Annotated in this window: 9 protein-coding genes and 1 tRNA gene; 8 read left to right on the plus strand and 2 right to left on the minus strand. The window is 53.0% G+C overall.

Translation table 11 applies throughout. The features are described from left to right. The first annotated feature begins 279 nt into the window (after window positions 1-279). The 7 genes from GFR01_RS09320 (at window position 280) to GFR01_RS09355 (ending at window position 11816) form a co-directional block, all read left to right on the plus strand. On the plus strand, window positions 280-1572 hold the full coding sequence (locus GFR01_RS09320; RefSeq protein ID WP_063903704.1) for an NAD(P)/FAD-dependent oxidoreductase: 1293 nt from the start codon (window positions 280-282) through the stop codon (window positions 1570-1572). A gap of 373 nt (window positions 1573-1945) precedes the next feature. Next, entirely contained in the window at window positions 1946-2617 is a 672-nt protein-coding gene (locus tag GFR01_RS09325; RefSeq protein WP_264780571.1) for a DUF3313 domain-containing protein, read from the plus strand. A gap of 430 nt (window positions 2618-3047) precedes the next feature. Continuing rightward, window positions 3048-3884 carry an SDR family NAD(P)-dependent oxidoreductase gene (locus GFR01_RS09330; protein WP_244902228.1) on the plus strand — a complete coding sequence of 279 codons (837 nt, stop codon included), beginning with the start codon at window positions 3048-3050 and terminating at the stop codon, window positions 3882-3884. Between the two features lie 509 nt (window positions 3885-4393). After that, a complete protein-coding gene (locus GFR01_RS09340; RefSeq protein ID WP_099182225.1) occupies window positions 4394-5788 on the plus strand; it encodes a DUF2252 domain-containing protein in 1395 nt (464 codons plus the stop codon). 106 nt (window positions 5789-5894) lie between these two features. Continuing rightward, window positions 5895-6773, plus strand: coding sequence for a formyltetrahydrofolate deformylase (gene purU, locus GFR01_RS09345; RefSeq protein ID WP_099182226.1), 879 nt, complete (start codon window positions 5895-5897; stop codon window positions 6771-6773). Between the two features lie 109 nt (window positions 6774-6882). Further along, complete coding sequence (locus tag GFR01_RS09350) at window positions 6883-8109, plus strand: exonuclease SbcCD subunit D C-terminal domain-containing protein (RefSeq protein WP_099182227.1); 1227 nt, start codon at window positions 6883-6885, stop codon at window positions 8107-8109. After that, window positions 8109-11816: an AAA family ATPase gene (locus GFR01_RS09355; protein ID WP_099182228.1), complete on the plus strand. Its 3708-nt coding sequence runs from the start codon at window positions 8109-8111 to the stop codon at window positions 11814-11816. Before GFR01_RS09350 ends, GFR01_RS09355 begins: the two co-directional genes overlap by 1 nt. A gap of 19 nt (window positions 11817-11835) precedes the next feature. On the opposite strand, the gene GFR01_RS09360 is transcribed toward GFR01_RS09355, so the two are convergent. After that, window positions 11836-11920: transfer RNA gene (locus tag GFR01_RS09360), tRNA-Leu, on the minus strand. Between the two features lie 147 nt (window positions 11921-12067). Then, window positions 12068-12850, minus strand: a complete 783-nt coding sequence (locus GFR01_RS09365) for a class I SAM-dependent methyltransferase (protein ID WP_099182229.1) — start codon at window positions 12848-12850, stop codon at window positions 12068-12070. Between the two features lie 182 nt (window positions 12851-13032). Here GFR01_RS09365 and ypfJ point away from each other — a divergent pair, with 182 nt between their 5' ends. Then, entirely contained in the window at window positions 13033-13893 is an 861-nt protein-coding gene (gene ypfJ / locus GFR01_RS09370) for a KPN_02809 family neutral zinc metallopeptidase (protein ID WP_099182230.1), read from the plus strand. Window positions 13894-13946: the final 53 nt, after the last annotated feature.

A 13946-nucleotide genomic window follows, 5' to 3' on the forward strand; every position in this document is an offset into this window, starting at 1 on the left:
ATCATTTCTGAATTGTATTTGGCTCTATCGATAAGAGATCAACGGGATATGCAGGACGTCCTATCTTATTCAGGGGTTGGAGCGTACAGTTTCTTCTTGTTTTCAAGTAATATCTTTATATATTCATAAATAAATACAGATTAGTTCTCATTAATCAATTTTTCGATACCTTATTATCCTCATGAAAATATTATTATTATTTCTTATGAAAATCTGTATTTTTTGTTGAAGTTCTTTAGCAGCCCAAGATTCAGTCTTTGGGCGGAGGCTTTGAAATTCATGAAACCACAGTCAGAAATTCTGATCGTTGGAGGTGGTGTCGCTGGTCTTTCGCTGGCTGCCAGTCTTGGAAAAACCTTGGGAAAGCGCCGCAAGGCGCGCATCACGTTAATCGACAAAAGCTTTTCCCACGTCTGGAAGCCGATGCTGCATTGTTTTGCCGCAGGGACGGTCGCCAATGAAAATGACAGGATCAGCTTCATTACCCAGGCCAGTGAACATCATTTTGAATTCTGGCCGGGCGAAGTTGTCTCGATTGACCGTGAAAACCGTCAGGTCGTTCTCAGCCCCTTCCATGCCACAGACGGCTCTCTGGTTCTTGAAAGTCGCACAATCCAGTATGACACGATCATTCTTGCGATCGGCAGTTGCGCAAACGATTTCGGTACGCCTGGGGTCAAGGAACATTGTCTCTGTATCGATAACCTCGTTGAAGCGAATGTTTTCAATGAAAAATTTCGTATGGAACTGATGCGGGCCTTTGCCCATGGGTCGGAACTGGACATCGCTATTGTCGGTGGTGGCGCTACGGGTACGCAACTGGCTGCGGAACTCCATAAAGCTCTGGATATCGTTGATCCCTACAGTCTGCATGCTTTTGGAAAAACGCCTCCAAAACTGAGAGTGACGTTGCTCCAGTCTGGACCTCGTATTCTACCCGCCTTTCCTGAGTCCGTTTCGCTTGCTGCGCAGCAGGAGCTTGAACGGATAGGTGTAACGGTAAGAACGTCCGCCCGCGTTGCAGCAGCGGATGCTGAAGGCTTCATTTTGAAAGACGGGACCCATATTCCTGCCAAGCTTCGGGTATGGGCTGCAGGCGTGAAAGCGCCAGAAGTCACCCAGACTTATGGAAATCTATCCCTGAACCCAACCGGCCAGATCCTGACCCATTCGAATCTGTGCTCTATTGATGATGATCGTATCTTTGCAGTGGGAGACTGCTCCTTCATCAAGGATGACCCTCTCCCCGCAACCGCTCAGGTTGCCCGTCAGCAGGCGCTTCATCTGGCTCGCCATTTACCCGCATTCATTGAGCGAGGCGTGAAGGTTCCGGGCTGTGTTTTCAAGAACAAGGGCGCCATTGTTGCTTTGGGAAAATATAATGGATGGGCAGCTCTTCCTGGTGGAACAGTCTGGGGAGGAGGCTTTTTCCATGGTTTCTCTGCCCGCATGGCCCATCTGTTTATCTACCGGCGACATCAGATTGAATTGTTCGGTTTTTACAGAGGACTGATCTCGCTTTATTCGGATTGGATCGAGACTTTTGTGCGGCCCTCTGTGCGGCTGGATTAGAGTTTTAATATAAATAAATATCGAGTGTAATTTGAGGTTATTTTTGTATTCTCAAATATAAATTAAATACATATTCCGTTCGCCATGGCGCCTTGAAACCTTCCCGTTTCAGGGCGTTTTTTTGCCGATTGGTATTTTTCCTAATATTTCAGAATTGGCATATTTGAGACACACGCTGGAAAAGAACCCCTTCTAAGAACGGCTCTAATACGGAGCGCCGCCAGAAGCGAAGCATCCGTGAATTTGGATACATCTCCTTTTTCAAAGAGAGCTAGTCATGATTTTTCCAGTTCGGCCGCCCGCGCCAGGTGCTTTCCCTAATATGCATTTACGGCGCTTCTCTGTTGCGGGAGCTCTGATGTCCTGCGCGTTCATGGTTTCGCTCTCAGGATGTGCCGGGCAGAAAACTACTGAGACTGGTTTTATCCCTCAGGATACATATCGGGAAATGGCCCATCAGAAAAACCACACGAGAGACCTCGTCTATGTCTCCCCCAAAATTGACGTCACCAAATATCATTTCGTGGTGGTCGATCCAGTAGTCTGGCATCCGGTGGCAAAGGCTCCCAAACTGAAGCCTCAGGTTGAAGCGCGGATGACCCAGGCGTTCCATGATGAGCTGGGGAAAGCGCTGGGCCACGACTTTCAGATTGTCTCAGCTGATAACTGCGCTACGTCCTGCGCGGGAACCATCCGGGTCCGCGCGGCAATTACCAACATCCGGCGCAGCAAGTGGTACTACAATGCTATTCCTGTCGTTGTAGGCTTTGCGGCTGGTGCAGCTGGTGGCGGTCTGCCCCCGATACCGCCGCCGTTTCCCGGTGGAGCAAGCGAGGAGCTGGTCGCTACAGACGCAGAGACGGGCGAAACCCTGATTGCCATTGCAACCTATAATAACGGGATGCCTTGGAATCCTCTTGGGCAATGGCTTCCCTATGCGCATGCCAAAAGAGCTTTTCATCTCGCATCACAGCTGCTGGACGAGGAATTCCGGAAAATCAAAAAGGATGAGAACACCCAACTCGCTTCCCAACAGCCATCCTGATTTTATAACGACGTGGAGTTTGAGCCATGGGACGGCTAAGAACCCAGATCAGAAAGCATTGGCCCCTTCTGGGGTTCGTCGTGAACCGATCAATCCTGACGGTTCTCGAAACCTACCTGCCTCTCGCAATCCAGTGTTGCGCGAGGCGCTCCTTGCGAGGTCCCCAGTTGTTTGACTGACCATCATAAATGGGTTTTACGAATAGGTGAGCGTACTGCTGCTATAAGTCCACTGTACGTCATGTGCCGATATATAATTTTTTAAGAGAAAATATCGCTCATCTATCGCTGGATATCGATAAGTAAACTAGCCAGTTTACTGGGAAGAGACGTAAAAAAGTGCAATTTCGTTGCAGTTAAAGAAATGCGGCATTTTATTTCTTTCTGCATGAGGATATAACCCGATTATGTCCTCACAGATTGTTTCATAAATGTTTCACTCCACGCGACACATACCACAAGCCGCAGGCAGAAGTCCAAGAACCGCTATTGTGACAGGGGCGTCCGGGGGGATCGGAGCGATTGTTGTCCGCTCCCTTCTGAATGAAGGATACAATGTCGTTGGGTTGTCGCGTTCACGTCCAGATATTTCGCATGACTCGTTTACGTTTGTCCCATTCGATGCTTCGCAGGCCTCGGAACTTGAGCGGGTTTGCGAGAATGTTAAGAAAAATCTCTCTTCCGTTTCAGTGTTGATTCACTGTGCTGCAATCATAACCCCGACAGATGTCGAAAGCATGGCTACAGACGATGTGCTGAGCCAGATTTCTATCAATTTGACTATGCCCGTCGTGCTGACATCCACGCTCCTTCCGCTTATGGAAAAAGGCAGTCGGATTGTTTTTGTAAACTCCATGGCCGCGACGATGCCTCTGGCGGGCAGCAGTATCTATGGTGCGACAAAAGCTGGCCTTCGGAACTTTGCCCTCTCCCTCTCTCAAGAGGTGGAAGGTCGAGGGATTGCTGTGTCGTCTATTTTTCCAGGGGCAGTCTTAACTGAGATGCTGCGTCAGGAAATGGCGTCAGGCGGCTCCGTTCTGAACTTTGTGAGTTGCCCTGCCCGTCCCGAAGCCGTCGCTCGCGAAATTCTCTCTCTTGTAAATAAACCCAGGCTTGAGCGCTTTCTTCCAGCACTGGATGGGATTTTCGGTGGTCTGTGTATGCTCATGCCCGGATTGCTAAGGATTTCGATGCCCGCACTGACATATTTCGGGAAACGAGGGTATGCCCGGGCCATTCGGAAGAATATTTTCCAGAGCAGGGTCTGAACGTCTACCCTATCCCGGCGCAGGTGTGGGCAGACCTACCGGGACATGCAGGTGCAATAAATATGGACCGCGGAAAAGATTATAAACCCTGACATCCAGAACAGGTTTGCATGGACATGACCCGCGGAATCCAGGGTCGTTGTCATGCAGGCGATGAGGAAGAAGCCGGTCATCAATGCCCCGGACAAAACAATCCATATAAGCCGCTTCTTGTTCATCTGCGTTGTTACTTTCGTGATTGCCTTAAGTCAGGAGGCGAAAACTGGACCCAAAAATTGACCTACGCAAGCCGTACCTCCTCTGAACTAGCAAAAAAATTTCTAAAATGAGCAAATTTCCTGTTTAAGTAATTGTTTTTATTGGTATTATTTACTTTATGAAATGATAAAACTTTATAGCCTCTTACCCAGCTAAAAATCAGGATTAAGAGTCTCACATCTGAATTTTCCGGATTATACTTTTTGCGTCTATGATCAGGCAGTCTGCACTCTCAATGAGCAGTGAGAAGAATGTCTGATAAAGTTTCCTTGGCCGCTGCAAATCACGATCTCCTATCCCGGCAGGACAGCCGCTGCATGGGAGCAAAATTGCGGAAATCCATGCCGCGTGCTGCACAGGCGGAATGGGCTCCTCCCAAAGATCGTGCAGATCCGGTTGAGATCTTGAAACAGCAGGGCAAGACGCGTATCGCCTCGCTGTTGCCCGTTCGCTATGATCGTATGAAAGTCTCTCCCTTTACCTTCTTGCGGGGGGCGGCAGCAGTGATGGCGCAAGATATGGCCCAGGCTCCGGTTTCAGGTCTTCGTGTCCAGTCCTGTGGAGACTGTCATCTCGCCAATTTCGGCAGTTATGCTTCTCCGGAAGGTGTGCCCGTCTTCGACATCAATGATTTCGACGAGACGCTTGATGCGCCCTTCGAATGGGACGTCAAACGCCTTGGAACGTCTTTCGTCTTGTCTGGGTTGGAAAGCGGCCTTTCCCCCAAAGCAGCGCGCCACCTCGTTAGGACCATGTCGCTGTCCTATACGCAGCAAATGACGCGACTGGCAGGAATGACGCCCTTGCAGGTTTGGCTCGATCGCATCGACCTCATGTCGGCGATTTCAGATTTTGAAGATTCGAAGGTCAGAGCAAAAGCGGAAAAGCTTCTGTCCGATCGTCTTGATGCAGCCAAGGGATATTTCGGGCTTGTCAGCAGCGATAAAAGCGGGCCGTCTCTCAAAGAAAAGCCTCCCCTCGTTATGCGTATGCCGGACCAGGAAGAGACCATCCGGCTTGCCTTTGCGCGTTATATCGCTACGCAACCCCCTGAGCGTGCCATCCTGCTGAAGCGTTACAATCTCCGAGACGTCATTTTCAAGGTTGTGGGCATCGGTAGTGTCGGCACGTTTTGCGCTATCGGTCTGTTTGCGACGGCCGACGGCGAGACCATGCTTCTTCAGATCAAAGAGGCCCAGACCTCAGTCCTTGAGGCCGGTGCTCCTCCCTCACCGTTCAAAAATCAGGGAGAGCGCGTCGTCACGGGGCAGCGGATCATGCAGGCGGTCTCAGACACGTTTCTTGGATGGACGCACAGCAATGCGTCCATCGGGGGCGATACACCGGATATGGCTGGCGCAGGACGGCAGTTCTACGTGCGCCGCGTCAAGGACAGTCGTCTTGCCGCGATCGGTGCCGATGTTGCTCAGGAAGGATTGGAAGATTATGCGCGCCTGTGTGGTCGCACCCTGGCGCGCGCTCATGCCCGCTCTGGAAATGCCAGCATGATTTCCGGCTATCTGGGAAAAGGTGCAGGATTTGCGGACGCGATGGCCGAATTCTCAGAAGCCTACGCCCAGCAGACCGAGACAGACTGGAAAAACTTTGTCGACGCTCTGGAACATGGAAAGCTGGCCGCTCAATAGAGGCCGTTCCTAACCCGGCAGGGTTTTACCTGATGTGGATCACCGACTATAGGAAAGCCAGATTCACCGATACGCCCGGCGGCTTTCCTCAAGCGGACTTCCCTTCATGATACGTCAGTCATCGTCTCTCACAACCTATATCGTCACATTCAGTTGCCCGAACCGCCCGGGTATCGTCGCCGCGGTCAGTCAGCGACTTTTCGAGTTGGGGGCGAATATCACTGAGGCACAGCAGTTCGATGATATGGCCAGTACCCAGTTTTTCATGCGGATCGTTTTTGAACTTCCGAAGGATGGTCTTTCAGAAGATGCGCTGAAGACGGAGTTTGCCGGGCTGGCTAACACTTTCTCGATGAACTGGTCCATCAGCGATCGGTCAAAGCGTCTCAAAGTCCTTCTCTTCGTTTCCCGCTTTGATCATTGTCTCGTCGATCTGCTTTATCGCTGGCGGATTGGCGAACTCCAGATCGACCCTGTGGGCATCGTTTCCAATCATCCGCGAGAAACCTACGCGGATCTGGACTTCCATGGCATCCCTTTCCACCATCTGCCGATCACGAAAGAGACCAAGGCGGACCAGGAAGAGCGCATCTGGACCGTGTTTCAGGAAAGCGGAGCAGAACTGGCTGTCCTTGCCCGCTACATGCAGATCCTCTCGAACGAAATGGCGACACGTCTTTCCGGACGTTGCATCAACATTCACCACTCGTTCCTGCCTGGTTTCAAGGGCGCCCGTCCCTACCATCAGGCGTTCAGTCGCGGCGTCAAACTGATCGGGGCTACCGCTCACTATGTGACCAGTGATCTCGATGAAGGTCCAATCATCGAGCAGGATGTAGAACGCATCTCCCATGCGGATGACCCGGACGATCTGATCCGCAAAGGCAGAGACATCGAACGCCGGGTTCTGGCCCGTGCCGTCCGGTATCATGTGGAGCGTCGGGCCATTCTGAACGGAAACAAGACAATCGTTTTCACCCCCTGACACAGTTCGACGATCACGCAGGCTTACATACCGGAAGCGCTTGGACAGGCCTTTTCCGATGTGTCAGCATGGCGCGTCATGTCCTGAGCAGTTCCGGTAGAAACAGTCTTTGAAACCTGTCAAAATCCTCCACACATCCGACTGGCATCTCGGTCACGAACTTGCGGGCCATTCCCGTGAGGCAGAACACGATGCTTTCCTCGCCTGGCTGCTGGATGCAACTGAAGAACAGTTCTGTGACGTCCTGCTTGTCACGGGTGATCTGTATGACATGGCGAACCCGCCCGTCTCGGCCCAGCAGAGGCTCTATACTTTCATAGCGAACGCCAGAAACCGGTTGCCGCATCTCCAGATCATCATGATCGGGGGAAACCATGACAGTGCCCTGCGGATCGATCTGCCTGGCGCTCTAGTTGATGAGCGGGTTTATCTTGTTGGCGGCCTTCCGAAAAAGAACCGTCAGCCGGATTTCGAACGGATCTGCATCCCGCTTGAAAACTCAGATGGTCAGGTTGCCGGCTGGCTCGGAGCAGTCCCTTTCTGTCGCCCCGGCGATCTTGGAAAGGAAAGCCTAGAAGAGCTTTACGCGGAAACAACCCGGCAGCTTCTGGCTCGGGCAAACGGCCTTCCCATTGTTCTCACCGGGCATCTGCATGTTGCGGGCGGCGATGTGTCAGAGCTGTCAGAGCGCCGGATCGTTATAGGGGGCGAAGAAGCCCATGCCGCGTCCCTGTTCAGCGCGGACGTGACCTATGGTGCACTTGGACATTTGCACCGCCCTCAGCGGATCACTGGACCATCGCTGATCCGATATGCTGGCTCTCCCTTCCCGCTATCCGTAACGGAACGGAACTATCGACATTCCGTCACCCTTGTAACGATGACACCCGGTGAGCCAGTGGCGGAAGAGCTGCTCATTCCCCGCACCGTTCCGTTTCTGCGTGTGCCAAATGGCGGGCCGCGTTCTCTTGATGATGTCGTGAAAGAGCTTGAGGCTCTTCCTGTGAAAACACTCCCGCGCGATCAGCAGCCGTTTCTGGAAGTTTCCGTTCTTATGGAGACTGCCGAACCTCATCTGCAAGCCCGGATTTTGAATGCGTTAGAGGGGAAATCCCTCAGGTTGACGCGGATCAACCGTGTTGTTCAGCAAGGTGGGCACTTGGGATCACTTGCAGACCAAAGGCAGGAACTCGCCGATCTTCATCCCGAAAAGGTTTTCGCGGCACTTCATGAGCGGAGGTACGCCAAGACCCCGGATACAGCGCTGGAACGTGCCTTCGCCGAACTTCTCCTTTTGGCAGAAACCGCTGATCCAACTCTTACAAAGGGCGACTGATGCAGATCCTTGCTATCCGAGGCAGTAACCTCGCCAGTCTCGCGGGATCATTCGAGGTCAACTTCAGCACGGGGGTTCTGGCCGATGCTGGTATCTTTGCGATTACCGGCCCTACAGGGGCGGGAAAATCCACACTTCTCGATGCCATAAGTCTAGCCCTCTTCGATACGATCCCTCGTTTGGAAAGTGCGCCCAAAACCGGACAGATCACTCAAGATGACATTGGTCCGCAGGATCCGCGGGCTATTTTGCGGCATGGCGCGGGTCATGGCTTTGCAGAGCTCGACTTTATGGGGCGGGATGGCAGGAGTTATCGTAGTCGCTGGACGGTCCGCCGCGCCCGGGAACGCGCAGATGGTAAGCTGCAAGCCAGTACGCTTGATCTGGAATGTCTCGATACCGGGGAGCGACTGGGCGGGAAAAAGACCGAAACCAAAGCGGAAATTCTCCGGCTGGTTGGCCTGAATGCGCAGCAGTTTGGCCGTGCGGTTGTTCTGGCGCAGGGAGAGTTCGAGGCCTTCATCAAGGCTGATGGCGATGAACGGGCACAACTGCTCGAAAAACTGACGGGCGCTGATATCTACAGCCGTGTTGGCCGGCTCGCTTTTGAGAAAGCCCGAGACGTCCGGGCGGGATACGACAGTCTAGAGAGGCAGATCGCGGCCATGAATGGCCTCGATACTGAGGCTCGGGAAGGACTGGAGGAAGAGCAGCGAGCCGCTCAGACCGCCCATGACGAAAAACTGGCCGTCTATGAGCAACTCCAGAACGCTCAGAACTGGCATAACAGGCTGGCCGATCTGAAAGCCAAACGTGATGAGGCAGTTCAGGCTTGTGAAGCTGCGCGAAAGGCGTGTGAGAATGCTGCTCCTCGTGTCATTGCCCTGAACCGTCACAAGCAAGCTTTAACCCATCTGGGCGCCTGGGGAAGATTGAGGGATGCTGAAGAAAGGGTCCGCCAGGCCGAGAGGGCTGCGCTTCAAGCCCAACAGACCGAACAAAGCGCCATTCATGCACTGACGAACGCCGAAAATACGCTTGAAACTGCCCGGCAGGCTTTAGATGCTGCCAAGGCTACCCAGCAGAACGCGGCCGCTGATATTCAGATAGCTCGCCAACTGGACATGGAGCTAAAACACGTCGCTGAAAGCCTCGATCTCGCGAAGATCACCCTCCAGAATCAGGCCGAGAAATCTCAGATCGCCGATGCGACGCTGACAAAGGTCATGCAGGCCGTTCGTGAGGCTCAACTCAAGAAAAATGAACTCACTGGATGGCTGAATGAAAGGTCTGAGCTTGCAAAGCTGGTTCCCTTTGAGGCGGAGTTAGTCTCTGATTTCAAGGCTCACAAGCGCCTGTTTGACCAGTTGTCGGAGCTCACCGAGACAGAGCATCTCGTTCGCAGTCAGCATGCTGAGGCTGAGGCACAGGTTCAGCGCACTAAGGATACGTTCGATAGTGCTGCTCAAACGCTGAAATCGTCAGAAAACGCGACAAGACAGGCAGAAGCAGACGCTCCTCGCCCGGAAAAATTTGAAGACCTGACCTCACGTATTCGAGCGATCGAAAACATTCAGAGGAAAAATCTGGAGGTTCAGCGTTTCCACGAAGATCTGCAGACTGCTGAGGCAACTTACGCAAAGACAGTTGATGACATTCAGCGACTGACTGCTGAACAGGCAGAACATCAAAGTGAACTCAAGCAGCTTGATGCGCAGCTCCCAACCCTTTCGGCTATTTTGAAAGAGGCAAGGCGTTCGGAAGAGCATTGTCGCAATACAACCAGTGATGCAGCAGTATTGATGCGAGCCGCATTGGTTGACGGAGAAGCTTGTCCCGTCTGCGGCTCTATAGAGCACCATCTCAACGCGCTGGATGCGATGCTGGGCAGTGCACTCGAGATAGCACAGAAAAGGACAGCCGACGCGACTAACGCGCTTGAAACTGCGCGCGAACGTGTCACGGTTCTAAAGACCTGGGGCGAGAACGCACGCCAGCGCCTCTGCCAGTTGCAAGCGCAACAGGACGACCAAAGTAAGACAAAAGAGGCCTGTCGTGCTGCGTGGCAATCAGGGGTGGATCACTTGGCGCATGACTGTCAGGCCTATGGTCTGAACAATCAGCTTTCCGGCGTCACACTCACCGATGAAACGGAAAAGTGTCTTACGGCTCTGGAGCAGGAACAGGCTGCGTTTAATACGAAAATAACTGCTCTGGATGCTGTTAGAAAAGCAGAACGCACCGCCCGGACAGATTGCGACACGGCCCGTCAGTCTTATGAAGCGGCCGAAAGTCATTGTCGGGCTTTAGAAAACGGGTTGAAAGAAGCGGCGCATAAGCTTCTGCACGCAGAGACAGAGCAGAAGCGGCTGGAAAAACAGCTGGATGACAGGCTTTCCGGAATGGTCGCATGGCGGGACTTTTCAGAAGATCCGGCTGTATGGCTGTCTCGCACCCTTGAGGCATGGCGCCAAAAAAATGATGCACTCCTCCAGTTGGAAAACGACTGGCCCAGCCTGCACGCCGCACAGGTATGCGCTGAAAGTGAGGTACAGTCCGCCAAATCGGCACTGACGGACGTTCAAACGGACTGGCAGACAAAACAGGATGTCCATCAGGCGCTTTCCCAAAAGCGTTTGAGGCTTCTTGAAGGGCAATCGGTTGAAAGCGTCGTTGAGAGACTAGGGGGAGCGGTTAAAGCTGCTGAAGACGCATTCCAGGCAGCGCTTGGCGTCAGAAATACGCTTTCAGAGGACGCGGTGGGTGCAAAAACACGTCGTGAAGGTGCGGAAAAACTCTTTGAAGACACACAGAAAGAGTTGATTCGTTTCTCCGAAGGTTTTGATGCACAACTGGCGATGGATGGGTTCGGTAGGTCAGAGATCCAGGACGCAGAAGGTCTTGGGCCTGAATATGTTGCTGCTGAAGAAAAAATTCTGTTCGAGCTGACCAAGACCCATAGCGATGCCTGCGCTACTCTGAAGCCGCGTGAAAGTGATTACGCAGAGCACGAAGCCAGCAGGCAGGCGGCTTTTGATATTGCGGATCTGGAGCCGCAGCTTTTACGCGCAAAAGCAGCCGTTACGGATGCCAAGACCGCGTTGACCCGGCTGGAAGCAAGGATCCTTCAGGATGACGAAACGCGCTTTCAGACAGCCGAACTCCGGACGCAACTCGATGCGAAACGTGCTGAAGGTCACGTCTGGGAGCAATTGGGAGATATGCTGGGCGATGCTCAGGGCAAACGGTTCCGTAATTTCGCCCAGAGTCTGACGCTTGATCACCTTCTCGATTTTGCGAACGAGCGCTTGGCAGACCTTAAGCCCCGTTACACCCTGCAACGGGCCCCTGCAGGGGAAATGCTGATTGAAGTTATTGATAACGACATGGGCGGTCTCGTCCGTGGGTTGCAGAACCTCTCTGGCGGTGAACGCTTTCTTGTCAGCCTGGCGCTCGCATTAGGGCTTTCGGAAATGTCCACAGGGCGTGGCATCCGGATCGAGAGCCTGTTTATTGATGAGGGGTTCGGGGCACTGGACTCTGCAAGTCTCGGACAGGCGATTGCCGTGCTCGAACACCTGCAGGCACAGGGACGCCGCGTTGGCGTGATCAGTCATGTGGAAGAACTGAAAGAGCGCATCCCGGTAAAGGTCGAGGTGACGCCAGTGTCGGGTGGAAAAAGCCAGATCGCAATTGTCGTCGATTAAGAACTGACACTCTATGCGATGGTACGGGCAGAGGGACTTGAACCCCCACAGCTTGCGCCACCAGAACCTAAATCTGGCGTGTCTACCAATTCCACCATGCCCGCGGACTGTGGGGTGGATCTATACGATGTCCCCGATCTCGGCAATGGCATTTATCGCCATCAGTCTGAAAATATGTGCCTATCATGCCTGATGCAGGCAAGACGAGCCTGCATCAGGTTTTTCGAGAAAGGACGACTGAAATTTAAACCTCAGTCCTTAATCTTCTGGAACTTGAGAACAAAATTGTCCCCTTCCCCGATGGCTTCATACTTCTCATGGTCCTTGGCCCCGAGTGCGTAAGTCGGAGGCAACGTCCACACGCCTTTGGGCCAGTTGGCTGTATCTTTCGGGTTGGCATTGATTTCAGAACTGCCCACCAGTTTAAAGCCTGCCTTCTGAATCAGATCGATCGCATAGGCCTGGCGAACGTATCCGTCTTTTGCCTTGGGATCCTGCGGTGCAGTCGTATGCCCGCGATGGTCTTCAATCCCCAGAATGCCCCCTGGCTTCAACGCTCGATGAATGGCGGCAAGCATCTCCGGCGCGTTCCCGGCTTCCATCCAGTTGTGCATGTTGCGAAACGTCAACACGAGATCCACACTGTTTTCTGGCGCAAAATCCAGATGTTGCGCATCGAATTGGGTCGTCTTGATCCGTCCGTAAATTTCAGGATGCTCGCTCTGAAATGTACTGATGGTGTGTTTCTTGAGATCAAACGGTCCTAATGCGACGGTATATGTCCCGTGATCGTAGAGATATGGCGCCAGAATTTGCGTCCAGTATCCTCCGAAGGGCCAGATTTCCACGACATTGGCATCTGGCTTCAATCCAAAAAAAGTGAGCTCTTCAACGGGATGACGCACGACATCGCGTGATACGAAAGCGATTGTTCTCCCAGGGGACTGCACAGCCTGATCCAGGGTAGGATCAGCAAGTGCTGGAGCGATAGAAATCAGGGAAAACATACACAGGAAGGCAGATTTCGACAGCATGGAAACGCTCCGGTCATGAAGCCAGAGACTGTGACTGCAAATTCGGGAAAAGTCTTCAGTTTTCCAAGGCAATTTCCTGCGAGCAGAGAAATTATCCCGCTTTTGCAAGCTCATCTTCAAACCTGCTACGATCGGGGCAGTTCAAGCCGTGAACAAGCAATAAAAAACGGGACACTCTATCCATGCGTCTGGACGATCAGCGGGAAAGTAGCAACATCGATGACGTACGGGGTTCCGGCGGCGGAGGGGGGCGTACCCCTTTGCGAATTGGTGGGATCGGCGGCGTCATCCTTGTGATTGGCGCGCTTTACTTCGGTGTCGATCCCCGGATTGTCCTGAATCTTTTACAGACTGGCCCCTCTTCCAGCAGCCCGACGGTGGCTCAGGTGCAGCGGCCCGCGAACGATGCAGGAAAACAGTTTATCGCCCGTATTCTCGGCTCAACGGAAGATGTCTGGACAGCTTATTTTCAGCAGATGGGCCGGACATATCATGACCCTCGCCTGACGCTCTTCAGCGGTGGCGTACAATCCGCCTGTGGTTATGCCCAAACCTCGGTTGGACCGTTCTACTGCCCTGCTGATCACAAGGTGTATCTGGATCTTCAGTTCTTCCAGGAATTGCAGAACCGTCTTGGTGCTGGTGGCGACTTTGCCAAAGCGTATGTCGTTGCTCATGAGATCGGCCATCACGTTCAGAATGAGCTTGGCATCATGCAGCAGGTCAGTCGCCAGGGAGATGCTGCGCAAAAGGGTGCCAACGGGCCTTCTGTGCGTGTGGAACTTCAGGCTGACTGTTTTGCTGGCGTCTGGGCCAAGCGAGCCAATGACGCAAAGCATCTTCTTGAAACAGGAGATATTGAAGAGGGCATGAACGCCGCCGCCGCTGTAGGAGACGATCGGCTGGAGCGTCAGGCCAGAGGATATGTTGTTCCCGACAGCTTCACGCATGGGACGTCTGCCCAGCGCGTCAGCTGGTTCAAACGCGGCCTGAGCAGCGGCGATATCAACCGTTGTGACACATTCAGCGCACCAAGCCTCTGATTTTTCGTAATGCAATTTGGAAGCTGCTTTTTACAGGATGAAGTGACATTTTC

This window comes from Gluconobacter frateurii, assembly GCF_002723955.1.
GTDB lineage: Bacteria > Pseudomonadota > Alphaproteobacteria > Acetobacterales > Acetobacteraceae > Gluconobacter > Gluconobacter frateurii.

Coding starts and splice junctions, on each gene's coding strand:
- GFR01_RS09320 (WP_063903704.1), top strand. CDS start 280: ATGAAACCACAGTCAGAAATTCTGATCGTTGGAGGTGGTGTCGCTGGT.
- GFR01_RS09325 (WP_264780571.1), top strand. CDS start 1,946: ATGGTTTCGCTCTCAGGATGTGCCGGGCAGAAAACTACTGAGACTGGT.
- GFR01_RS09330 (WP_244902228.1), top strand. CDS start 3,048: ATGTTTCACTCCACGCGACACATACCACAAGCCGCAGGCAGAAGTCCA.
- GFR01_RS09340 (WP_099182225.1), top strand. CDS start 4,394: ATGTCTGATAAAGTTTCCTTGGCCGCTGCAAATCACGATCTCCTATCC.
- purU (WP_099182226.1), top strand. CDS start 5,895: ATGATACGTCAGTCATCGTCTCTCACAACCTATATCGTCACATTCAGT.
- GFR01_RS09355 (WP_099182228.1), top strand. CDS start 8,109: ATGCAGATCCTTGCTATCCGAGGCAGTAACCTCGCCAGTCTCGCGGGA.
- GFR01_RS09365 (WP_099182229.1), bottom strand. CDS start 12,850: ATGCTGTCGAAATCTGCCTTCCTGTGTATGTTTTCCCTGATTTCTATC.
- ypfJ (WP_099182230.1), top strand. CDS start 13,033: ATGCGTCTGGACGATCAGCGGGAAAGTAGCAACATCGATGACGTACGG.